This is a genomic window from Pseudomonas reactans, assembly GCF_013385825.1.
Classification (GTDB): domain Bacteria; phylum Pseudomonadota; class Gammaproteobacteria; order Pseudomonadales; family Pseudomonadaceae; genus Aquipseudomonas; species Aquipseudomonas reactans.
Genome location: NZ_JACAPG010000003.1, coordinates 193,640 through 215,563, shown reverse-complemented (window position 1 = coordinate 215,563; position 21,924 = coordinate 193,640). Strand labels below are relative to the sequence as shown.

Genomic DNA, 21,924 nt, shown 5'->3' with positions numbered 1-21,924 from the left:
TACAGCGGTTCAATCGATCAGCGGGCGAAATCCGGCACCGGGCTGGCGCCGCGCAGTTCCGTCTCGGGGGTCCGCTGAAGGCGTTTCACATCCAGCAATGCGGGGTTTTTCAACCAGAAGATCAGTGAGGTACTGGCCAGCAACACCAGGATCATGCCCGGCAGACCGCCGAGGTTGGAGAGCATCTTCACCCCGTCGATGCCGACAAAGGCGACCATCACCCACGACACTGAGCCGATGATCACACCCCAGACAATCTTCAGCATTGGATTGCCGTCCAGGTCGGAATCGGCGGTCACGCCTTTGCTGCACAGGTTGGCGATCACGTCGGTGCTGGAGTCGGCGGCAGTGACAAAGGAGATGAACGCCACGAACAGCAGGAACGCGATCATCAGGCCGCTGGCCGGCAGTTGCTGGAACATTTGGTACAGCACATGTTCCACGCCCTGCTCGTTCAGCACCCGGTTGAGGCTGCCGTCGCCCAGCGCATCGAAGTACAGGCTGGTGCCGGAGAAGATGCAGATCCACACCGCCGTGAACAACGCCGGGTACAGCATGTTGATATGGATGAATTCACGCACCGTGTAGCCGCGGCCGATCTTGCCGAGGAACAACGCGCTGACCGGCGCCCAGGCAAACCACACCGACCAGTAGAACACTGTCCAACTGTGCGGCCAGGTGTCGCCACTGGCGGCGCCGGTGAACAGGCTGCGGCTGAAGAAGGTGTCGAGGTACACGCCCAGCGACTCGACGCCGAGGCTGAACATGTACAGGGTCGGCCCGCACAACAGCACGAACAGCCCCAGGGCCAGCATGATCCAGGTGTTGAACGAGGACAGCATCACGATGCCTTTTTGCAGGCCGCTGGCGGCCGAGGCGACAAAGGTGATGACGATGATTGCGATGATGATGGCCAGGCGAAACGGCGTGGTTTCACCGCCAATGTACTGGGCCAGGCCACCGGCCAGGGTCAACGCACCGGTACCGAGGGACGAGGCCATGCCGGCCACCAGGGCGAACATCGCCAGGGTGTCGATCAGCCCGGCATAGCGCCGGACCCGCGCTTCGCCCAGCAACGGTTCAAGCATGGCGCCGATGGAGAAATTGCTGCGACGGTTGTAGAACACCAACGCAAACACCAGCGAGGGCACCAGGTAGATGGCGTAGGGCGTGATGGTCCAGTGCAGGAACATCGTCGACATGGCAAAGCTCTTCGCCGCTGCACTGCCCGCCTCGATCGGCAGGCTGGTGGGCGGGCCGTACAGGTGATAAAGCGGTTCGGCGGTGGTCCAGAACAGCACGCCCACCGCGAGCGTGGTGCACAGCGCCACCATGAACCAGCGCCATTTGCTCAGCAGCGGCTGGGCGTCTTCACCGCCGATACGCACCTTGCCCAGCGCGGAAAAGTAGACGATCGCGGTCAGCACTACCATGGCAAACGAGCCGGCACTGAACAGCCATGAGAAGTTCTTCAGGATCAGGTTGTTGAGCTGTTTGCTGACCGCAAGGAACGCATTCAGGTCGACGTAGCTGGCGATCACCGCCGCCAGCAGAATCAGGAACGTTGGCCAGAACACCAACGGACGCAGTGGATATTTCATAGAGAGCCATTCCCCTTGCAGACTATTTTTATGTTGGAGAGCGAGTCCCCGCAGCATCCTGCTGCCGGTAACCCGCCTGGAAGTCTTCGCGTGGCTATAGATAAACGCTTGAGCGACCGAGGGCGCAATCAACCAATGTGCATGGGGGTATTCCCCCACGTCATGGCGCACCCGTACAGTTCAGGACGAATAGGCAGTGCACACTGGCAGGGCATAAGAAGAAGAAATCGCAGACGAAAAAAAGCCCGCTCAATGAGCGGGCTTCTTGTGGTGACCTGGCGTTCAGTGTTCCAGGTGACCGAATATGGCGCAGCGGACGGGACTCGAACCCGCGACCCCCGGCGTGACAGGCCGGTATTCTAACCGACTGAACTACCGCTGCGCGTAACACATGAAGCGAATGGTGGGTGATGACGGGATCGAACCGCCGACATTCTGCTTGTAAGGCAGACGCTCTCCCAGCTGAGCTAATCACCCTTCGTTTCGGTGTGGGCGGCATCATACACCAAAAATCCGCAATGTCTTGATTTAAATGCAATTTATTTGAAATATTTTCTCAGGCACGACAAAACCCAGCAAAAACGGGCTTCTACACCTTCAAACGCGAGTCTATTGCGTTTACCCGCCCCTTGGCCGCACAATTAAAAACCATTCTCAATAACACTTGAGCCACGCCTATGTCTGTGGGTGAACCGCCCTTCCAACGGGAAATTACCCAGCTCTACAGCGAGCATCATGGCTGGCTGCTCACCTGGCTAAGACGCAAGCTGGGCTGTCGACAGAATGCCGCCGACCTGGCGCACGATACCTTTGCACGCATCCTGAACGCGCGCGAGTCCGTCGCCGGCATTCGCGAACCCCGCGCGTACCTGAGCACCACCGCCCGGCGCCTGCTTATCGACCAAGCGCGGCGCAAGCAGATTGAACAGGCTTACCTGCAAGAATTGGCATTGACGGTGGATGCGCTCGAAGGTTTCCAATCCCCGGAGCAAATCCACACCACCCTCGAAGCCCTCGAACAGATCGCCTTTATCCTGGAAGGCATGCACGAATACTCGCGCCAGGCCTTCGTGCTGTATTACCTCGAAGACATGACCCAGCAACAGATCGCCCGGCAGCTCAAGTTGTCGGAGCGCACCGTGCGCAAGTACCTGATCCAGGCGCTTATGCATTGCAGCCACAGCATGGACACCTGATCAAGCATGTCGGACGTCGAAGAACAAGCCGCCGAATGGCTGCTGCGCCTGCACGATGGCGAATGGGACGAGGCCCAGCAGCAGGCGTTCGAGCGCTGGAAGCAACAAGGCCCGCATCACGCGGCAGCCGCCGCTCGCATGGAAGCCGCCACTTCACGCATGCAGGCCCTGCGCGGTAAAAAAGCCCCTGCCCGCGCAGCTCTGGATGCGGCCTTTGCGCAGCCGAAAAGCCGTCGCCGCAAGCACGCCCTGCGCGCGCTGGTATTGGCGTGCAGCCTGGCGATTCCGGCAGCGGCCTTGTTGATCAGCCCCTATCCACGGCAGTGGATGGCCGATGTACGAAATGGCCCGAGCCAATGGCAAACCCTGCAACTGGCGGACGGTTCGACACTGACCCTCAATGGCATCAGCGCAGCGAACCTGCACTTTGATAGCCAGCAGCGCCGTATCGAACTGTTGCAAGGCGAAATCCTGGTGGAAGTCGCCCACGACAGCACCCGGCCGTTTGTCGTGCAGACGCCCCAAGGCACCCTGCGTGCACTGGGCACACGGTTCGTGGTCAAGCGCGAAGGTGATGTCACTGTGCTGAGCATGCTCCACTCTCGCGTGGCGGCACAAAGCGCGAACGGCCAGCAGACGCTGGAAGTCGATGCTGGGTCGCGGGCCCTGTTGCACAAAAACCAAGTCCGCTTGGCGGGCACTGTCGACCCGAGCAGCATCAATGAAGCCTGGCGCCGCCATCAATTGGTGGTGGAGAACCAGCCCTTGCCCGACGTGCTGGACGAAATCGCCCGGCACCGCAGCGGCCGCGTGCAGTTTGATCGCGCCGCACTGCAAAACCTGCGTGTGTCGGCCGTGATCCCCCTGGATAACAGCGACCATGCCTTGCAATTACTCGCGCAAACGTTGCCGATACGGGTGCAGTCCTTCACGCCCTGGCTGATCGTGGTTGGCCCCGAGCCAGCATCCAATAAATAATTATTCGCATTTGCTTCCGGTTTTTTCGAGGTTGCCCGTCAAGGAAGGTAATTCGACACATAAAGGACTGCCTTCCCCATGCACACCCCTTCCTACCCACGCGGACGCTTTCGGCTACTGAAAAGTGCACCGCTGTCCTTGGCCCTCATCACTGCCGGCACCTTGAACATCGGCCTGGCCCAGGCGGACGCCGTCAGCGTCGCCGCCCAGTCCTATGACATCCCCGCCGGGCCGCTGGGCAGTTCGCTCAACCGCTTCGCCCAGCAGGCGGGTGTGGCCATCGTGTTCCAGTCCCACGAACTGGAGGGCCTCAAAGGCCCTGGGCTGAAAGGCAACTTCGGGATTCAGGACGGGTTCGACCGGCTGCTGGAAGGCAGCGGCTACCGCGCCGTGAAAGGCGTTCAGGGATACGCCCTGCAACCCGCCCCCATCGCCGGCAACGGCACCATGGAGCTGAGCCCGACCGCCGTCACCGCCAACCAGCTGGGCAACGTCACCGAAGGCACCGGTTCCTACACACCCGGCACTATCGCGACCTCCACGCGCCTGGTGCTGACGCCCAAGGAAACGCCGCAGTCCGTGAGCGTGGTTACCCGCCAGCACATGGATGATTTCGGCCTGAACAACGTTGACGACGTGATGCGCCATACACCGGGCATCACCGTTTCCGCCTTCGACACCGAGCGTACCAACTACTACGCCCGGGGCTTTTCGATCAATAATTTCCAGTACGACGGCATCCCTTCGACCGCACGCAACGTCGCTTACTCGGCGGGCAACACCCTGAGCGACATGGCGATCTACGACCGTGTCGAAGTGCTCAAGGGCGCCACCGGCCTGCTCACGGGCGCAGGCTCATTGGGCGCGACGATCAACCTGGTGCGCAAGAAACCCACCGCAGACTTCCAGGGCCACGCAACCCTCGGCGCCGGTTCGTGGGACAACTATCGCAGCGAGTTGGATGTCAGCGGCCCCATGACCGAAAGCGGCAATGTGCGTGGCCGGGCCGTGGCGGCCTATCAGGACAAGCATTCGTTCATGGACCACTACTCGCGCAAGAGCCCGACGTACTACGGCATCATGGAGTTCGACCTGTCACCCGATACGCTGCTGACCGTCGGCGGCGATTACCAGGACACCTTGCCGAAGGGCTCATCGTGGTCGGGCAGTTTCCCGCTGATCAACTCCAAGGGCGACCGCAACAGCGTCAAGCGCTCGTTCAACAACGCCGCTGACTGGAGCAGTTGGGAACAGTACACCCGCACCGTATTCGCCATGCTCGAACACGACCTGGGCAATGGCTGGGTCACCAAGCTGCAACTGGATCACAAGATCAACGGCTATCACGCGCTGATGGGCTCGATCCAGGGCGACCAACCGCAGCCGGACGGCACCGCGCAACTCACCTCGGGCAAGTACACCGGGGAAACCGTCAGCGATTCCGCCGACCTGTACGTCAGCGGCCCGTTCAGCCTCGGCGGTCGCGAGCATGAACTGGTGCTGGGCGGCTCGATCAGCGCATCGGAGTGGAAAGGCAAAGGCTATTGGAACCTCTCCCCCAATATCGTCGACTTCAATAACTGGCACGGCCACGCCACCATTCCGGACTGGGGCAAGCCACAATCCCTGATCGATGACACCGTGCGCCAGACCGGTGCCTACGTGACCACGCGGCTGAACCTCGCCGATGACCTCAAGCTGCTGCTGGGCGGACGTGTGGTCAATTACCAGGTCACGGGCTACAACCCCAACTACCGCGAGTCGGGGCGCTTCGTCCCCTACGTCGGTGCCGTGTACGACCTCAACGACACCTATGCGGTCTACGCCAGCTACACCGACATCTTCATGCCGCAGGAAAACTACAACCGCGACCGCGACAACAAGTTGCTGGAACCGGATGAAGGCCAGAACTGGGAACTGGGCGTGAAAGCCGACTTCCTCGACGGCCGCGTGAACGCCAGCGCAGCGTACTTTGAAATCCACGAGTCCAATCGTGCGCTCTCCGACGACGCCTACAACAACCAGACACCGACCCCGAACAACTACGCCTACAAGAGCAGCAAGGCCGTGACCAAGGGTTACGAACTGGAGATGTCCGGCGAGATAGCGCCCGGCTGGCAACTACAGGCCGGCTACACCCATAAGGTGGTGCGCGACGACAAGGACGTGAAGATCTCCACCTTCGAGCCCGAAGACCAGGTCAAGCTGTTCACCACCTACAAACTCAAGGGCGACCTGGACAAGCTGACCGTCGGCGGTGGCGTGCGCTGGCAAAGCGTGGGCTGGCAGGACATCTACAACTCACCCCATGGTGGGTATGAAGAGTTTTCCCAGGACGCTTATTGGCTGGTGGACCTGATGACCAAATATCAGGTCACTAAAAACCTGTCGGCGACGCTGAACGTCAACAATATCTTCGACAAGCACTACTACACCAACATCGGCTTCTATAACTCGGCCGCTTACGGTGAGCCGCGCAACTTCATGGTCACTACACGCTGGGATTTCTAGTCGCCCAATAAAAAACGCCGCCGATCATCGGAAATGATCGGCGGCGTTTTTTGGGGTTTTGCAAATCCCAGACAGCAAAAAGCCCGCTCATTGAGCGGGCTTCCTGTGGTGACCTGGCGTTCAGTGTTCCAGGTTACCGAATATGGCGCAGCGGACGGGACTCGAACCCGCGACCCCCGGCGTGACAGGCCGGTATTCTAACCGACTGAACTACCGCTGCGCGTAACACATGAAGCGAATGGTGGGTGATGACGGGATCGAACCGCCGACATTCTGCTTGTAAGGCAGACGCTCTCCCAGCTGAGCTAATCACCCTTCGTTTCGGTGTGGCGCGCATTCTACGGAGCGACCTTAAGTCTGGCAAGCACTTTCTGAAATCTTTTTTTTGATAGCTTCCAATGGCTTAGGCAGGGTTGGCCTGGGACGTTATCAAGAGAATAATGCCCCCCTTTGTATAAAGGAGAGACTCACCCCATGTGGTTCAAGAACCTGCTTATCTATCGCCTGACCCAAGATCTGCCTGTTGATGCCGAGGCGTTGGAAGCGGCCATGGCCACCAAACTGGCGCGCCCTTGCGCAAGCCAGGAATTGACCACTTATGGTTTCGTCGCGCCTTTTGGTAAAGGTGAAGACGCTCCCCTGGTTCACGTCAGCGGTGATTTCCTGCTGATCGCTGCGCGCAAGGAAGAACGCATCCTGCCGGGCAGCGTGGTGCGTGACGCACTGAAAGAGAAAGTCGAAGAAATCGAGGCCGAGCAGATGCGCAAGGTCTATAAGAAGGAACGCGACCAGATCAAGGATGAAATCATCCAGGCCTTCCTGCCACGCGCCTTTATCCGTCGCTCCTCCACCTTCGCCGCCATCGCGCCGAAACAGGGCCTGATCCTGGTCAACTCGGCAAGCCCGAAACGCGCTGAAGACCTGCTGTCGACCCTGCGTGAAGTGATCGGTACCCTGCCGGTTCGCCCGCTCACGGTGAAAACCGCGCCAACCGCAATCATGACCGACTGGGTCACCACCCAGAAGCCGGCCGATGACTTCTTCGTCCTCGACGAATGCGAACTGCGCGACACCCACGAAGACGGCGGCATCGTGCGCTGCAAGCGCCAGGACCTGACCGGCGAAGAGATCCAACTGCACCTGACCACTGGCAAGGTCGTGACCCAACTGTCCCTGGCCTGGCAGGACAAGCTGTCCTTCATGCTCGACGACAAGATGACCGTCAAGCGCCTGAAGTTCGAAGACCTGCTGCAAGACCAGGCGGAACAGGACGGCGGCGATGAGGCCCTGGGCCAACTGGATGCGAGCTTTACCCTGATGATGCTGACGTTCGGCGATTTCATCCCGGCGCTGGTTGAAGCACTCGGCGGCGAAGAAACCCCGCAGGGCATCTGACGCTCCCCCTTTGTAGGAGCCGGCTTGCCGGCGATGGCGGACCTGAGGGTGCCATCGCCGGCAAGCCGGCCCCTACATTTATTCGAATAACAAGGACATCCCCATGCGCGCACTCGCCGCCTTGAGCCGCTTCGTCGGCAATACCTTCGCCTACTGGGTATTGATCTTCGCCGTCGTCGCCTTCCTCGAACCCAACTGGTTCATCGGCCTGAAAAGCGCCATCGTCCCGTTGCTGGGCCTGGTGATGTTCGGCATGGGGCTGACCCTCAAGATTGATGACTTCGCCGAAGTCGCCCGCCACCCCTGGCGTGTGGCCCTGGGCGTGGTCGCGCACTTTGTGATCATGCCGGGCGTGGCGTGGTTGCTGTGCCAGGCGTTCCACCTGCCGCCAGAAATCGCCGTCGGTGTGATCCTGGTCGGTTGCTGCCCAAGCGGCACCTCGTCCAACGTCATGACCTGGTTGGCCCGTGGCGACCTGGCGCTGTCGGTGGCCATCGCCGCTGTCACCACCCTCCTCGCCCCGCTGCTCACCCCGGCGCTGATCTGGCTGCTGGCGTCGGCCTGGCTGCCGGTGTCGTTCATGGAGTTGTTCTGGTCGATCCTGCAAGTGGTGCTGCTGCCGATCGTGCTCGGCGTGCTGGCGCAACGTGTGCTCGGTGAGCGGGTGCGTCATGCGGTGGATGTATTGCCGCTGGTGTCGGTGGTCAGCATCGTGATCATCGTCGCGGCGGTGGTTGCCGCGAGCCAGGCGAAGATCGCCGAGTCGGGCCTGCTGATCATGGCAGTGGTCATGCTGCACAACAGCTTCGGTTACCTGCTGGGTTACTTCACCGGCCGCGTGTTCAAGTTGCCGTTGGCACAGCGCAAGTCACTGGCGCTGGAAGTGGGTATGCAAAACTCCGGGCTGGGCGCCGCCTTGGCCAGCGCGCACTTTTCGCCGTTGGCGGCGGTGCCGAGTGCATTGTTCAGCGTCTGGCACAATATTTCCGGGGCATTGCTGTCCACCTACTTCCGCCGCATGAGCGAAAAGGAAGACCGTCGCGTGCTGGAGAACACCCCGCAAACTTGATCAGCCGAGCACTTTTCGGCACTCTACCGAGCTGCGCGGGGACGACCCCGCGACGCTGAAAGCGCCTAATCCGGGGACGACCCCACCTAACGTTAGGAGGTCATCATGTCCTGGATCATTCTGTTTTTCGCAGGTCTGTTTGAAGTTGGCTGGGCCGTCGGCCTGAAGTACACCGACGGTTTCAGCAAGCCGCTGCCCACGGCTTTGACGATTGCCGCCATGGCCGTCAGCCTCGGCCTGCTGGGGCTGGCGATGAAGGAGCTGCCGCTGGGCACCGCCTATGCCATCTGGACCGGCGTGGGCGCCGTGGGCACCGTGATTGCCGGGATCATCCTGTTTGGTGAGTCCATGGCGTTGTTCAGATTGGCCAGCGTGGCGTTGATCATCTGCGGGCTGATTGGCCTGAAAATCAGCACCTGAACCGTGCGGTCGATGGCGTTCAAACGGACGCCATCGACCTGTAAGAGCCCGCTTGCGGGCGATAGCGTCTGAACGGGCGCCATCGCCGGCAAGCCGGACTCCTACAGGACTGTGCCGCGCAGTTGAGTGACCTTCTCCTGCAACTGCGCCGGGGTCGCCAACTCGACCTCCACCGGCTCCCCCGCCACCAACACCACCCGCGACCAGATGCGATGGAAGAAGCCCTTCTTCGGATCCCGACTGAAGAAACTCCCCCACAACCCCTGCAACGCCATCGGAATCACCGGCACCGCCGTCTCTTCCAGAATCCGCGTCACGCCACCACGAAACTCATTCATCTCGCCATCGGCGGTCAGCTTGCCTTCGGGGAAAATACACACCAACTCGCCGTCCTTCAGGTACTGCGCAATCCGTGTGAAAGCCTTTTCGTAGATCTGTATATCTTCGTGACGCCCGGCAATCGGAATCGCCCCGGCGGTGCGGAAGATAAAATTCAGCACCGGCAAACGGTAGATCTTGTAGTACGTGACAAAGCGAATCGGCCGACGCACCGCGCCGCCGATCAACAGCGCATCGACGAACGACACGTGGTTGCACACCAGCAACGCCGCGCCTTCATCCGGGATCGCCTCCAGGTTGCGATGCTCCACGCGGTACATGGAATGGCTGAGCAGCCAGATCATGAAACGCATGGTGAACTCGGGGACGATCTTGAAGATGTAGGTGTTGACCGCGATGTTGAGCAGCGACACCACCAGGAACAATTCGGGGATCGACAGCTTGGCCATACTGAGCAGCAGGATCGAGACGATGGCCGAGACCACCATGAACAGGGCGTTGAGAATGTTGTTGGCCGCGATCACCCGCGCACGCTCGTTCTCGGCGGTACGCGACTGAATCAGGGCATACAACGGCACGATATAAAAGCCGCCAAACACGCCCAGGCCAAGGATATCGATCAGCACCCACCAGGCCTGGCCGTAGCTGAGCACGGCGAGCCAGTCGTTGGCCTGCACGTTCTGCGGGAAGCCCCCTGAGTGCCACCACAGCAGCAGGCCAAACACGGTCAGGCCGAATGAACCGAACGGCACCAGGCCGATTTCCACCTTACGCCCGGAAAGTTTTTCGCAGAGCATCGAGCCGAGCGCGATACCCACCGAAAACACGGTGAGGATCAGCGTCACCACGGTTTCGTCACCGTACAACCATTCCTTGGCGTAGGCCGGGATCTGCGTCAGGTAGATCGCACCGACAAACCAGAACCAAGAGTTACCGACGATGGAACGCGACACAGCAGGCGTCTGCCCCAGGCCCAAACGCAGGGTGGCCCAGGATTCGCTGAAAATGTTCCAGTTCAGGCGCAACCCAGGGGTCGACGCCGCCGCCCGTGGAATGCTACGGCTGGCCAGGTAACCCAGCACCGCCACGCCGACGATCGCCACCGACACCACCGGCGCGTAATGGGTGGACGACATCATGATCCCGGCGCCAATGGTCCCGGCCAGGATCGCCAGGAACGTGCCCATCTCCACCAGGCCGTTGCCGCCTACCAGCTCATCTTCGTGTAGGGCCTGGGGCATGATCGAATACTTCACCGGCCCGAACAGCGCCGAGTGTGTGCCCATGGCAAACAGCGCCAGCAGCATCAATTCCAGGTGGTTGGTGAGGAAGCCCGTCGCGCCCACGGCCATGATCACGATCTCGCCGATCTTGATCGCGCGGATCAACGCATCCTTATTGAATTTCTCGCCAAACTGCCCGGCCAACGCCGAAAACAGGAAGAACGGAAGGATAAACAGCAAGGCGCAGAGGTTGACCCAAATGGAGCGGTCACCGTCAATGGTGAGCTTGTAGAGAATGGCGAGGATCAGCGATTGCTTGAAGATGTTGTCGTTGAACGCGCCCAGCAACTGGGTAATGAAGAACGGCAGGAAACGCCGTGTGCGCAGCAAAGTGAATTGCGAGGGGTGGCTCATCGTCCGTGTTCCTGCGTGGCCTGTGTTTTTGTAAAAGCATTCAGGCCACGACTTTACCTAATCCGGCTTACTTATTCGCTAGTCCTGCAATGCATGGCGAAACAAAAAGCTCACCTTTATAGGCGCCCTGCACCGTGCGCTTGGCGACGATCAGCCACATCAGCGCCAATGCCGCCACCAGCACACTGCCGAAAACACTGAAGAAACCCAGGTGCAACAGGCTCGCCAGCTTAAGCGTTGCCAGAGCGTACACACCCAGTGGAAAGGTAAAGCCCCACCAGCCGAGGTTGAAAGGGATGCCGGCGCGCAGGTAACGCAGGGTGATCAATACCGCGATCAACATCCACCACAGGCCGAACCCCCACAACGTAATGCCCGCTACAAGGCCGAGGCCGTTGGCCATTTCGCCGACACCCGGCAAACCATTGGCCGCGAAAATGGCCGGCGCATCGCCTCCCAGCAACAGCATGCCCAACGCCCCAGTGCCAATGGGGCCCAACGCCAGCCAACTCGACGCGGCCATATTGGCATGAGGCAGTTTATGCAGGGCCATGCGCAGCATCAGGATAGTGAGGATGCTGAATGCCACCGGCAGGGAAAACGCCCACAGCACGTAGCTAGTCACCAGCATCACCAACTGCGAATGGGCATCTGCCAGGTGTGGTGCGAGCAGGCCACCGCTGGCAGCGGCGACTTCGGCGGCCACCACCGGCAACAGCCAGACCGCGGTCATCTGGTCGATGCTGTGTTCCTGGCGGGTGAACATCATGAACGGGATCAACACGCCGCAGGCCAGGGCCATGGCCACATCCAGCCACCACAGCGCTTGCGCCAGGGGGATCACATCGCTGCCCCAGCGTGGCAGGCCAAACAACAGCAGGCCGTTGAGAATCGTCGCCAGTCCCATGGGAATCGTGCCGAAGAACATCGACACCGTGGAGTGCCCGAAAATCCTCCGCGCCTCGTGGAAAAACATCACCCAACGGGCCGCATACAGCACGCTGAACAGCACAAACAGGCCGATGGTGAACAACCACAGCGCTTCGGCAATCGCGTGCAAGCCAGGCAAATTGAACGGCAGTTGCGCCAACGCCAACGCGAGCACGCCGGTGCCCATGGTGGCGGCAAACCAGTTGGGGGTGAACTGGCGGATCACTTCCCGTGGACGGGTCAAGTGACTGAAGGGTTTGTAGCTGACGGTATTCGAGCAGGTCATGATGGCAATCCTCTTCCTCGCATGAGGTTGAGAACATGATAGAACCTGATCGAATATCTATATAACGGGTAATATCTCTATCTGTTATCTATTTTACAAATATAGTGTCAAACGCTGCCTTCGCTTTCGATCACCAGGATGCGCGCCGGGCCTTGGGGATGAGCTACGTGTTCGGTGCCGACGCTGGCATAAAAGATGTCACCGACGCCCAACTCCGCCACCTGTTCGAAGCCGTTGTCGCGGTAGTGCATCTGCACCCGGCCATCGAGCACCACAAACACTTCTTCACCGTCATTGATGTGCCAGCGGTACGGCTGATCGGTCCAGTGCAGGCGCGTGGTGATGCCGTTCATGTTGGCGATATCCAGCGCCTCCCAGGCCCGGCTGCCGGTGAAGTCCTTGCTGCGGATGATCTTCATGCTTGCCTCTCGGTCAGGCGGATACGAGGCACCGATTATTACCCATCAGCCGCCCGTCGTCGCCCTGGCCCGCGTCGAATCCTGCATCAGCAGACCGACAAGGGCACCCAGGGCCAGTACGATCAACACCGCGCCGTAGCCATCCGTGGTCACGATCAGGCCATACACATGGCTCAAGTTACCCGCCAGCAGCGCCGGCAGGCAGAACGCCAGGTAGCTCAGCACGTAGAAAGCCGACATCAACCCGGCCCGCTCATGGGGCAACGCCAGCCCGACGATGCTGCGGACGCTGCCCATGAACCCACCGCCGAAACCAAAGCCTGCGATCACACTGGCGGCAAAGAACAGCGGCAGGCTGGCGCTCTGCACCGCCACCAGCAGCAAGGCCACGCCCACCGCCAACAGCACGGCCGACAGGCGCATGACCTTGTCCGCCGGGCGATCCCGCAGGCTGTAGATCATCACCGCACCGCTCAAGGTGACCACGGCCACCAGCCCACCGCCGATCAAGTGCGAGGTCGAACCGGTCGCCGCCCGCACCAGCGAAGGTGCCAGCGACGAAAAGAACCCACCGAGTGCCCACACCGCCACATTCAGCGGCATCGCCAGCCACAAGGCACGGCGTGCCTGTTCGGGTACATGCAGGGTCGGCGCCAGGGATTTCAACGCACCCGGAATCCGACTGACCGTCTCCGGCAAGCGCCACACGTACAGCGCCTGGCCCACCATCAAGGCGAGCATCGTCAGATAAATCAGCTGGGTTGGCCGAGGCGCGTACTCCACCAGCAAGCCACTGCCCAGGCCACCACTGGCCATGCCCAACAGCGGCGCCAGGCTATTGAGCATCGGGCCGCGCAGGCGATCGGTATCAAGCAGCGTCGCGCTCAGCACCGCCGTTGCCATGCCGGTCGCAAAACCTTGCAACGCGCGGGCGGCGATCAGGTAAGCGGTGCTGTCCGCGTTGATAAACAGCAGCATCGCCAGAATGTTCAGCAGCAATGCCGTGAAGATCACCGGCTTGCGCCCCAGGTGATCCGACAGCGAGCCCACGGTCAGCAGAGCCGCCAGCAAGCTCACGGCGTAGACGCCGAAGATCACCGTGAGCATTGCCGCCGAAAAGTGCAGGTTGTCCTGATACACCTGATACAACGGCGTCGGCGCGCTGGACGCGGCGAGGAAGGTCAACACCGTAATTACCAGGAAGGCCAGGTTGGCACGGTGTGAAGGAATATTGGACATGGGCACGCTCCGCTAAAGCTAATATTTTGCTTTTGCCGAGTGTGCTACTGGAAAGCGCTTAAAGCAAATTCTTTGTGTTAAGGTTTTAGGCATGGCGATTAAAGAAGGCCTTCGCCCGGGAGGCCGCAGTGCCCGGGTCCAAGAATCAGTGCATAACGCCGCGCGCGAACTGCTGGAAGCCCATGAGCGCGCCAGCGTGACCGTGCCGATGATTGCTGCGCGTGCGGGCGTCACGCCCTCCACCATCTACCGACGCTGGGGCGACCTCGCGGCGCTGCTCGCCGATGTGGCGTTGGAGCGCCTGCGACCGGACAGCGAGCCGGCCAACACCGGCAGCCTGCGCGGTGACTTGCGTGCCTGGGGCGAACAGTACCTGGATGAAATGAGTTCCGACCTGGGCCGCAACATGATGCGCGACGTGCAATGCAGTCATCCCAGGGACTACTGCAGCCACATTTTGATGGGCCAGTTGCAGGTCATCCTCGACCGTTATCGGGACAGCGTCGACGTGTTGCCAAGCCTGGATCGCCTGCTCAACCTGATCGCGGCACCCACGGTGTATCGCAGCCTGTTTTCCAGCGCACCGTTGCCGGTTGAAGAGCTGCATGAACTGATTGATCTGGCACTCACCCCCTGAACATCCCTTTGTAGGAGCCGGCTTGCCGGCGATGAGGCCTTTGAATTCAATGCAAGTCTTCAGGCCGCCATCGCCGGCAAGCCGGCTCCTACAGAGTGTGAAGCAAAAAAAGCGGCCTCAATTGAGGCCGTTTTTTATTGCGGGTCATCGCTTACGTACGCATCCCGCGCCCACTCACCAGCAGCTTCGCGCAACCGATATACAGCACCACCGTCGCCACCAGCATGAAGGTGATCGCCACGCTGATCTTGATATCCGACACCCCCAGAATGCCGTAGCGGAAGGCGTTGACCATGTGCAGCACCGGGTTGGCCAGCGACACGGTCTGCCAGAACGGCGGCAGCAGCGTAATGGAGTAGAACACCCCGCCCAGGTAGGTCAACGGGGTCAGCACGAAAGTAGGAATGATCGAAATATCATCGAAGTTGCGTGCAAACACGGCGTTGATGAAGCCCAGCAGCGAGAAGATCGTCGCCGTCAGTACCACCACCAGAATGGTGACCCCGAGGTGATGCACCTGCAGGTGGGTGAAGAACAGCGACAGCAGGGTCACGATCACGCCCACCATCAAGCCACGCAGCACACCACCCAGGGTGTAGCCGATCAGGATGGTGTGGGGCGACACCGGCGACACCATCAATTCTTCGATGGAGCGCTGGAACTTGCTGCCGAAAAAGCTGGAGACCACGTTGCCGTAGGAGTTGGTGATCACCGACATCATGATCAGGCCCGGCACGATGTACTCCATGTAGGTGAAGCCACCCATGTCGCCAATCTGGCGGCCAATCAGGTTACCGAAGATCACAAAGTACAGGACCATGGTGATCGCCGGCGGCAGCAGGGTCTGCGGCCAGATCCGGGTAAAGCGCTTCACTTCGCGATAGACGATGGTTTGCAGCGCGACGAGGTTGGGTTGCAGTTCAGAACTCATACCGCCACCTTCGCCAGATTTTTCTCCACCAGGGACACGAACAACTCCTCAAGGCGATTGGTTTTGTTACGCAAACTCAGCACTTCGATGTTCTGGGTCGCCAACTGCGTGAACAACGCGGTGATCCCCATGGCCTTGTCCACCTGCACTTCCAGGGTATGGCTGTCCACCAGGCGGCTCGGGTAGCCGAGCAGTTGCGGCGGCGCCGACAGGTTGTTTTTCAGGTCGAGCAAGAAGGTTTCCACATGCAACTGGCCCAGCAGGTTACGCATGCTGGTGTTCTCGACGATGGTGCCGTGGTCGATGATGCCGATGTTGCGGCACAACTGCTCAGCCTCTTCCAGGTAATGGGTGGTGAGGATGATGGTGATGCCCTTCTCGTTCAGCTCGGTGAGAAAGGTCCACATCGAGCGACGCAGCTCGATGTCCACGCCAGCAGTGGGCTCGTCGAGGATCAGCAGGCGCGGCTCATGCACCAGTGCGCGGGCGATCATCAGGCGGCGTTTCATGCCGCCGGACAGCGAACGCGAAGGCACGTCGCGTTTGTCCCACAGGCCCAGTTGGGTCAGGTACTGCTCGGCGCGTTCCTTGGCGACTTTCGCCGGAATGCCGTAGTAGCCCGCCTGGGTCACGACGATGTCGAAGGTCTTTTCAAACTGGTTGAAGTTGAATTCCTGGGGCACCACACCGATGGAACGCTTGAGCGCCGCCGGGGATTTGTCCAGGTCATGGCCAAAGATATTCACCGTGCCGCTGGTCTTGTTGACTAGGGTCGAGAGGATACCGATGGTGGTGGATTTGCCGGCGCCGTTGGGGCCGAGCAAGGCGAAGAAGTCACCTTCGGCAACGTCCAGATCGATACCACTCAGGGCCTGGAAACCGTTGCCGTAGGTTTTGGTTAGCTGCCGGATGGACAGAGCGGAACTCATATCGGATTACGCACCAAAGAAGGGAATAGAAAGAGTAGATGGGGGCGCAGCCCAGGTAGTTCAACGGCGGCGCATGACAAGCATGGTGCTTGCCCGCGCCGCACAAGTACAGTCACCCGTATTAATAGTGGGTATTAAGTCAACGCAGTCATGACCGCTTTGCGGTAGGCCGGACGTTGTTGCAGGCGCGCATACCAGGCCTCTAGATGGGGCATCGCAGGCCGTTCGATGGGCATTTCGAACCAGGCGTAGATAAAGCTGCCCAAGGGAATATCGCCCATGCCGATCTCGTTGCCCGACAGATACGGCTGTGTAGCCAGCGCTTCATCAACGGTTTTGAGCACATCGATACAGGCCTGGCGACCGGCATGGATGTTGTCCCAGTTCTGTTTTTCCGCCGGGGTGCGCAGGACGCCCCAGAACACAATCTTGAACGGTTCGGCGAAGGTCGACGTGGTCCAGTCCATCCACTTTTCCGCGTTGGCCCGGGCTTTCACCTCAGTCGGATACCAGCGGGACGCCTGCTTGGCGCAGAGGTAGCGCACGATGGTATTGGATTCCCACAGCACGAAATCGCCGTCTTCGATCATCGGCACCCGACCGTTGGGGTTCAATGCCCGATATTGCGGCGTATCGACCACACCAAAAGCCCCGCCCGCATCAATTGCTTCATAGTCCAGGCCGAGTTCCTCGGCGCACCACAGTGCCTTCCTGACGTTTGATGAATTTTTACGACCCCAGATTTTCAGCATGACCGCGCCTTATTGTTGATGAACATGGCTTGATGAACGCAGCAGCATACGCCGGTTCACGCGCGGCTTAAATCGCTCTGCATATCGCCCAGCAGGGTCGGCATGTCCTCGCTGAACAAGTGGGGGTAACACTGCTGAATATGCGCGAAGAAAAACGCCTCGGGCACGTCAGGAAATTGCCCGTGGTCGACCACATATTCCATCGAACGTTGGCCTTGGCGATTGAACGCGTGGAAAACGCTGTCGTGGATGCCATCGAAGTCCAGCGGCGGCACATCGAATACATCGCACAACTGCTGATTGAACGCAGGCGTGGCCTTGACCCAGCGATCGTTGAGGTAAAGCTCGGTATAGCCGTGCATGGCGAATACGTCACTCTTGAGCAAGGTGATCAGGCGCGGCGTCGACAAATGATTGCGTACATCCGCCAGGCCGATGCGCGCCGGAATGCCGCAGTGGCGCGCACAGGCGGCGAGCAAGGTGGCCTTGGGCACGCAATAGCTTTCGCCGCTGGCCAAGGCGAAGCTGGCACTTAATGCGTCTGGGTCGCGACTGAAGGTGTAGGGGTTATAGCGAATCGCCTCACGCACGGCGTAGTAGAGGCTGACTGCCTGGTCACTTAAGTTCGCACGGGTTCCACGGTGTTTTTCGGCGAACTCCACCACCGCAGGGTGGTCACTATCGATGAAGCGGCTGGGACTCAGGTAGGTATCCATGAGCTTTATCTCCGAAGGAAGCCTGGAGTCTAACCACAGGCCTGCCGGGGAGATAACGACGAATCGGCCAAATCTCGTTACACCCTGATCACCCCGCTTGTTCGGATGCCGACTAAGCTCCCTGGTGGTTTCGCCCCTGGTTTCACGGAGGATTGAATATGCTGTTGTTGTGGATACTGGTGCTGGTGGTCGGCATTGCCTACCTCGCACACCGCCGAGTCGCGCCCCTGCCCGCCTTGGGCGTGGTTGCCGTCTACCTGCTGGCGATGGGCGCCTGGAGCCACGCACCGGGTTGGCTGCTGCTGGTCTTCTGGGTGTTGATCGCCGTGGTGGCCGCGCCCCTGCCGTTGCCCGACCTGCGCCGCCAATACTTCACCAAGCCACTGTTCAGCTGGTTCCAGAAAGTCCTGCCGCCAATGTCCGAGACCGAGCGCGATGCCATCGACGCCGGCACCGTATGGTGGGACGGCGAACTGTTCAGCGGTCGCCCGGACTGGGACAAGTTGCTGGCCTACCCCAAGGTGCAACTGACCGAAGAAGAACAAGCGTTTATCGATGGCCCCACTGAAGAACTCTGTGCCATGGTCAGCGACTGGGAAATCGGCCAGGCCATGGACCTGCCGCCCGCTGCCTGGGAACACATCAAGACCCACGGCTTCTTCGCCCTGATCATTCCCAAGGAATATGGCGGCAAGGGCTTCTCTGCCTATGCCCACTCCCAGGTCGCGATGAAACTCGCCACCCGCAGCGGTGACCTGGCGTCCACCGTGATGGTGCCCAACTCCCTCGGCCCTGCCGAACTGCTGCTGCACTACGGCACCGAAGAACAGCGCAACCACTACCTCCCGCGCCTGGCCCGTGGCGATGATATCCCCTGCTTTGCCCTTACCGGCCCGCTGGCGGGCTCCGATGCCGGCGCCATGCCCGACACCGGCGTGATCTGCAAAGGTGAATGGGAAGGCAAGGAAACCCTTGGCCTGCGCCTGAACTGGGAAAAACGCTACATCACCCTCGGCCCGGTCGCGACCCTGCTCGGCTTGGCCTTCAAGGCACACGACCCGGACCATCTGCTGGGTGAGGAGGAAGACCTGGGCATCAGCCTGGCGCTGATTCCCACCGACACCCCCGGCGTGGAAATCGGCCGTCGCCACCTGCCCCTGGGCGCCGCCTTCATGAACGGCCCTAACTCCGGCAAGGATGTGTTCATCCCGCTTGAGTTCCTGATCGGCGGCCAGGAAATGCTCGGCAAGGGCTGGATGATGTTGATGAACTGCCTCTCCGTGGGCCGTTCGATCTCCCTGCCTGCGGTCGGCACTGGCGCGGCCAAGTTCACCAGCCTGGTGACCGGCCAATACGCCCAGGTACGCGAACAATTCAATGTGCCGCTGTCGGCCTTCGAGGGCATCCAGGAAGCCTTGGCGCGTATCGGCGGCAACGCCTGGCTGATGGACAGCGCGCGCATGCTCACCGCCAATGCCGTGGACCTGGGGGAAAAACCCTCGGTACTGTCGGCCATTCTCAAGTACCACCTCACCGAACGTGGTCGCGAGTGCATCAGCCACGCCATGGACGTGCATGGCGGCAAGGGCATCATCATGGGCCCGAACAACTACCTGGGCCGCAACTGGCAAGGCGCGCCGATCTTCATCACTGTGGAAGGCGCGAACATCCTGTCGCGCAACCTGATGATCTTCGGCCAGGGCGCGATCCGCTGCCATCCGTTCGTACTCAAGGAAATGGCCCTGGCCGGTCGCGAAGACCATGACCAGGCGCTGAAGGAGTTCGACGGGCTGCTGATGCAACACATCGGTTTCGCCGTGAGCAACGCCGCCAGCACCTTGGTGCTGAACCTCGGTTTGGGTCATTTCGAGAAAGCGCCGGGCAACCGCCTGAGCCAGGGTTACTTCCGCGCACTCAACCGCCAGGCGGCCGCGTTCGCGCTGTTGGCTGACCTGAGCATGATGTTGCTGGGTGGCGAGCTGAAGCGTCGTGAACGCCTGTCCGCACGCCTGGGTGACGTGCTGAGCCATATGTACCTGGCGTCGGCCGCCCTCAAGCGTTATCACGACCTGGATTCGCCGGACCATCTGGAACCATTGTTCGCCTGGGCCATGGAAGAAAGCCTTGGTGAATCGGAGCGTGCGCTGGATGAACTGCTGAGCAACTTCCCGAACAAGGTGCTGGGTTGCCTGCTGCGGGTGATCGTGTTCCCGTTCGGCCGTCGTCATACCGGACCGTCAGATGCGCTGGATGCCGAAGTAGCGGCAGTGATCGGCCGTGCCAAGGGTGACCCGACCCTGGAAGAGTTGCTGGCCGGCTGCTACCGCCCGCAATCGGCGGAAGATCCGGTGGGCGCCTTGCAACATGCCTACGACCTGCTCGGCGCCAGCCATCCGTTGCAGAAAAAACTGCACACCGCGCTCAAAAGCGGCCAGGTCAAACCGACCGCCGGGGAGCATGCCATCGACGCGGCGTTGCACGCAGGCGTCTTGCAACCGACCGAAGCGCAAACCCTGCGTGACGCCGAAGCGGCGCGGCGCAAGGTGATCGACGTGGATGATTTCAGCAAGGAAGAGCTGACCCAGGCTGTGGGTAAGGTCCGCTGAGTCGAGCGGTCATATAAAAACGGGCGCGAGAGGCATATACTCTCGCGCCCGTTTTTCTTTTCCTTATAAATCAATTGCATATATAGAAACGTAGCAAGGTTTTCTACGCGATATGCTACGTAAAATAATTCATGCCCCACCACTTCCAGAGGGCAAGACAGGTACTGATCAAGCCAAACATCAATGGAGCGATGTGGTTAGTAAACCAAGGAATGCTGAATGCACCCATTACTGTCGTTGATGACTTCACAGCCCAACTGAGTGTTCTACCCGGCACATAAGCATCCAGTCGAACATTATCTCCGAACTTCACCCATTCACCTTCCCTGGTATATCTGTAGTTTGCCGAAAGCTTCATCTCTGTCCGGTGCTCACGAGAATAGTGATGCAGCTCAATCTCCTCTTCTGGCTGGTTTCTACGATCTTCCTTTATCCGGTCGTAGCATGTGAGGTATCCGTAACTGCGAACATACTTTGCACTTTCACCCGGAGAATGCTTTTGGATGAGAGTGCTTTTCACAAGTCTTCTCAGTTCAAAATGCTTTACGCACAAAGCTGCCCTTAATAGTGTCCGATCATAGAGAGCATTCATCGCATTATCGAAGCGAAAGCCTCCAGTTGGAACGTGCTGTACAAATCGAAGCCAGAAATAGGCATTGAGGCAAGCGAGCACCAACCAGACACTCTCAGTACGCTGGTGAAGCTTTATCTCGTTCCCCATCAGCTTGAACTGGCTTAGATCAGCCCCGAAGTACCAAAGCGCTAAAACCAACGCTGAATACGTGAGCAGGAAGCCACGTGCCTTCTTGAAATCGCCTTCATCATCCATCGTAAACACCACACCCAATTGAGTGGGAGGATGCTAGCAGGTCTCCTTACGTGATGGCATCTGGCTATTTAAGGCGATAGTATCGCCGGACCACACAGCAAAATAGAGCATTACCATGAAAGCAGGGAGGACAGCAGCGATGACTCTGGTGGCGATGATGGGGAGCGGTGAAGTAATGGCAGGGGATGGAAACCATCTGCTTAGTACCTGCAAAGAGGCCATCCGCGATTCAGACGGCGACCACAATACAGACAACCTAGCCACAGGATATTGCTGGGGACTGGTGAATGGGGTGGCGAGCACCATGGCAACAATGAATGAATACATGCTGCCGAACGAAAAAACGTGTTTTCCCAGCGGGTTAACGAATCGGCAGTTAGCCAGAATAGCAGCCAAGTACCTAGAAGAGCATCCTGCATCACTCCACCGAGACGGTGCGTTTCTCGCCATGGCAGCATTCCAAAATGCGTATCTCTGTAAATAGCCACGTTGTAAAACAGTATT

The 21,924-nt window shown here is 59.8% G+C and carries 19 protein-coding genes and 4 tRNA genes; 9 read left to right on the top strand and 14 right to left on the bottom strand.

Features of this window, described 5'->3' with window-relative positions; translation table 11 throughout:
* Positions 1 to 17 precede the first annotated feature (17 nt).
* The 3 genes from HX868_RS04175 to HX868_RS04165 all read right to left on the bottom strand — a co-directional run bounded on the left by HX868_RS04175 (position 18) and on the right by HX868_RS04165 (position 2,078).
* A complete protein-coding gene (locus HX868_RS04175) occupies positions 18 to 1,601 on the bottom strand; it encodes a BCCT family transporter (RefSeq protein ID WP_177002006.1) in 1,584 nt (527 codons plus the stop codon).
* A 305-nt stretch (positions 1,602 to 1,906) separates the two neighbouring features.
* Positions 1,907 to 1,983 (bottom strand) — tRNA-Asp (locus HX868_RS04170).
* Between the two features lie 19 nt (positions 1,984 to 2,002).
* Positions 2,003 to 2,078, bottom strand: a tRNA-Val gene (locus HX868_RS04165).
* A gap of 200 nt (positions 2,079 to 2,278) precedes the next feature.
* Between HX868_RS04165 and HX868_RS04160 the strand changes: the two genes are divergently transcribed.
* From HX868_RS04160 to HX868_RS04150, 3 genes are all read left to right on the top strand, one after another.
* The gene (locus tag HX868_RS04160) at positions 2,279 to 2,797 is read left to right on the top strand and encodes a sigma-70 family RNA polymerase sigma factor (protein ID WP_095015364.1); all 519 of its coding nucleotides are present in this window, start codon (positions 2,279 to 2,281) and stop codon (positions 2,795 to 2,797) included.
* 6 nt (positions 2,798 to 2,803) lie between these two features.
* Positions 2,804 to 3,775: a FecR family protein gene (locus tag HX868_RS04155; RefSeq protein ID WP_177002005.1), complete on the top strand. Its 972-nt coding sequence runs from the start codon at positions 2,804 to 2,806 to the stop codon at positions 3,773 to 3,775.
* A gap of 78 nt (positions 3,776 to 3,853) precedes the next feature.
* On the top strand, positions 3,854 to 6,286 hold the full coding sequence (locus tag HX868_RS04150; RefSeq protein WP_177002004.1) for a TonB-dependent siderophore receptor: 2,433 nt from the start codon (positions 3,854 to 3,856) through the stop codon (positions 6,284 to 6,286).
* 143 nt (positions 6,287 to 6,429) lie between these two features.
* On the opposite strand, the gene HX868_RS04145 is transcribed toward HX868_RS04150, so the two are convergent.
* Positions 6,430 to 6,506 (bottom strand) — tRNA-Asp (locus tag HX868_RS04145).
* 19 nt (positions 6,507 to 6,525) lie between these two features.
* Positions 6,526 to 6,601, bottom strand: a tRNA-Val gene (locus HX868_RS04140).
* Between the two features lie 159 nt (positions 6,602 to 6,760).
* Here HX868_RS04140 and rdgC point away from each other — a divergent pair.
* From rdgC to sugE, 3 genes are all read left to right on the top strand, one after another.
* Positions 6,761 to 7,681: a recombination-associated protein RdgC gene (gene rdgC, locus HX868_RS04135; protein ID WP_010211632.1), complete on the top strand. Its 921-nt coding sequence runs from the start codon at positions 6,761 to 6,763 to the stop codon at positions 7,679 to 7,681.
* A 103-nt stretch (positions 7,682 to 7,784) separates the two neighbouring features.
* A complete protein-coding gene (locus HX868_RS04130; protein WP_122725387.1) occupies positions 7,785 to 8,750 on the top strand; it encodes a bile acid:sodium symporter family protein in 966 nt (321 codons plus the stop codon).
* A 105-nt stretch (positions 8,751 to 8,855) separates the two neighbouring features.
* Positions 8,856 to 9,170, top strand: coding sequence for a quaternary ammonium compound efflux SMR transporter SugE (sugE, locus tag HX868_RS04125; protein WP_010211634.1), 315 nt, complete (start codon positions 8,856 to 8,858; stop codon positions 9,168 to 9,170).
* 101 nt (positions 9,171 to 9,271) lie between these two features.
* On the opposite strand, the gene HX868_RS04120 is transcribed toward sugE, so the two are convergent.
* The 4 genes from HX868_RS04120 to HX868_RS04105 form a co-directional block, all read right to left on the bottom strand.
* Positions 9,272 to 11,146 (bottom strand): MFS transporter, encoded by a 1,875-nt coding sequence (locus tag HX868_RS04120; protein WP_177002003.1) that lies wholly within the window; start codon positions 11,144 to 11,146, stop codon positions 9,272 to 9,274.
* A 67-nt stretch (positions 11,147 to 11,213) separates the two neighbouring features.
* A complete protein-coding gene (locus tag HX868_RS04115) occupies positions 11,214 to 12,362 on the bottom strand; it encodes a TDT family transporter (protein WP_177002002.1) in 1,149 nt (382 codons plus the stop codon).
* 107 nt (positions 12,363 to 12,469) lie between these two features.
* Entirely contained in the window at positions 12,470 to 12,781 is a 312-nt protein-coding gene (locus tag HX868_RS04110; protein WP_033897679.1) for a cupin domain-containing protein, read from the bottom strand.
* A 45-nt stretch (positions 12,782 to 12,826) separates the two neighbouring features.
* Positions 12,827 to 14,020 carry an MFS transporter gene (locus HX868_RS04105; RefSeq protein ID WP_177002001.1) on the bottom strand — a complete coding sequence of 398 codons (1,194 nt, stop codon included), beginning with the start codon at positions 14,018 to 14,020 and terminating at the stop codon, positions 12,827 to 12,829.
* Positions 14,021 to 14,111: 91 nt separating this feature from the next.
* Between HX868_RS04105 and HX868_RS04100 the strand changes: the two genes are divergently transcribed.
* Positions 14,112 to 14,657: a TetR/AcrR family transcriptional regulator gene (locus tag HX868_RS04100; protein WP_177002000.1), complete on the top strand. Its 546-nt coding sequence runs from the start codon at positions 14,112 to 14,114 to the stop codon at positions 14,655 to 14,657.
* A 151-nt stretch (positions 14,658 to 14,808) separates the two neighbouring features.
* On the opposite strand, the gene HX868_RS04095 is transcribed toward HX868_RS04100, so the two are convergent.
* The 4 genes from HX868_RS04095 to HX868_RS04080 form a co-directional block, all read right to left on the bottom strand.
* Positions 14,809 to 15,588, bottom strand: coding sequence for an ABC transporter permease (locus HX868_RS04095; protein WP_012723134.1), 780 nt, complete (start codon positions 15,586 to 15,588; stop codon positions 14,809 to 14,811).
* The gene (locus tag HX868_RS04090; RefSeq protein ID WP_010211649.1) at positions 15,585 to 16,517 is read right to left on the bottom strand and encodes an ABC transporter ATP-binding protein; all 933 of its coding nucleotides are present in this window, start codon (positions 16,515 to 16,517) and stop codon (positions 15,585 to 15,587) included. The genes HX868_RS04095 and HX868_RS04090 overlap by 4 nt, the downstream gene beginning before the upstream one ends.
* Before the next feature lie 134 nt (positions 16,518 to 16,651).
* Positions 16,652 to 17,269, bottom strand: a complete 618-nt coding sequence (locus HX868_RS04085; protein WP_095015356.1) for a glutathione S-transferase family protein — start codon at positions 17,267 to 17,269, stop codon at positions 16,652 to 16,654.
* Positions 17,270 to 17,325: 56 nt separating this feature from the next.
* Positions 17,326 to 17,985 carry a transglutaminase-like domain-containing protein gene (locus tag HX868_RS04080; protein ID WP_177001999.1) on the bottom strand — a complete coding sequence of 220 codons (660 nt, stop codon included), beginning with the start codon at positions 17,983 to 17,985 and terminating at the stop codon, positions 17,326 to 17,328.
* A 158-nt stretch (positions 17,986 to 18,143) separates the two neighbouring features.
* Here HX868_RS04080 and HX868_RS04075 point away from each other — a divergent pair, with 158 nt between their 5' ends.
* Positions 18,144 to 20,591 (top strand): acyl-CoA dehydrogenase, encoded by a 2,448-nt coding sequence (locus HX868_RS04075; protein ID WP_177001998.1) that lies wholly within the window; start codon positions 18,144 to 18,146, stop codon positions 20,589 to 20,591.
* A 115-nt stretch (positions 20,592 to 20,706) separates the two neighbouring features.
* On the opposite strand, the gene HX868_RS04070 is transcribed toward HX868_RS04075, so the two are convergent.
* Positions 20,707 to 21,420, bottom strand: coding sequence for a hypothetical protein (locus tag HX868_RS04070; RefSeq protein ID WP_177001997.1), 714 nt, complete (start codon positions 21,418 to 21,420; stop codon positions 20,707 to 20,709).
* 139 nt (positions 21,421 to 21,559) lie between these two features.
* Between HX868_RS04070 and HX868_RS04065 the strand changes: the two genes are divergently transcribed.
* A complete protein-coding gene (locus HX868_RS04065; RefSeq protein ID WP_177001996.1) occupies positions 21,560 to 21,904 on the top strand; it encodes a Rap1a/Tai family immunity protein in 345 nt (114 codons plus the stop codon).
* Positions 21,905 to 21,924 lie beyond the last annotated feature (20 nt).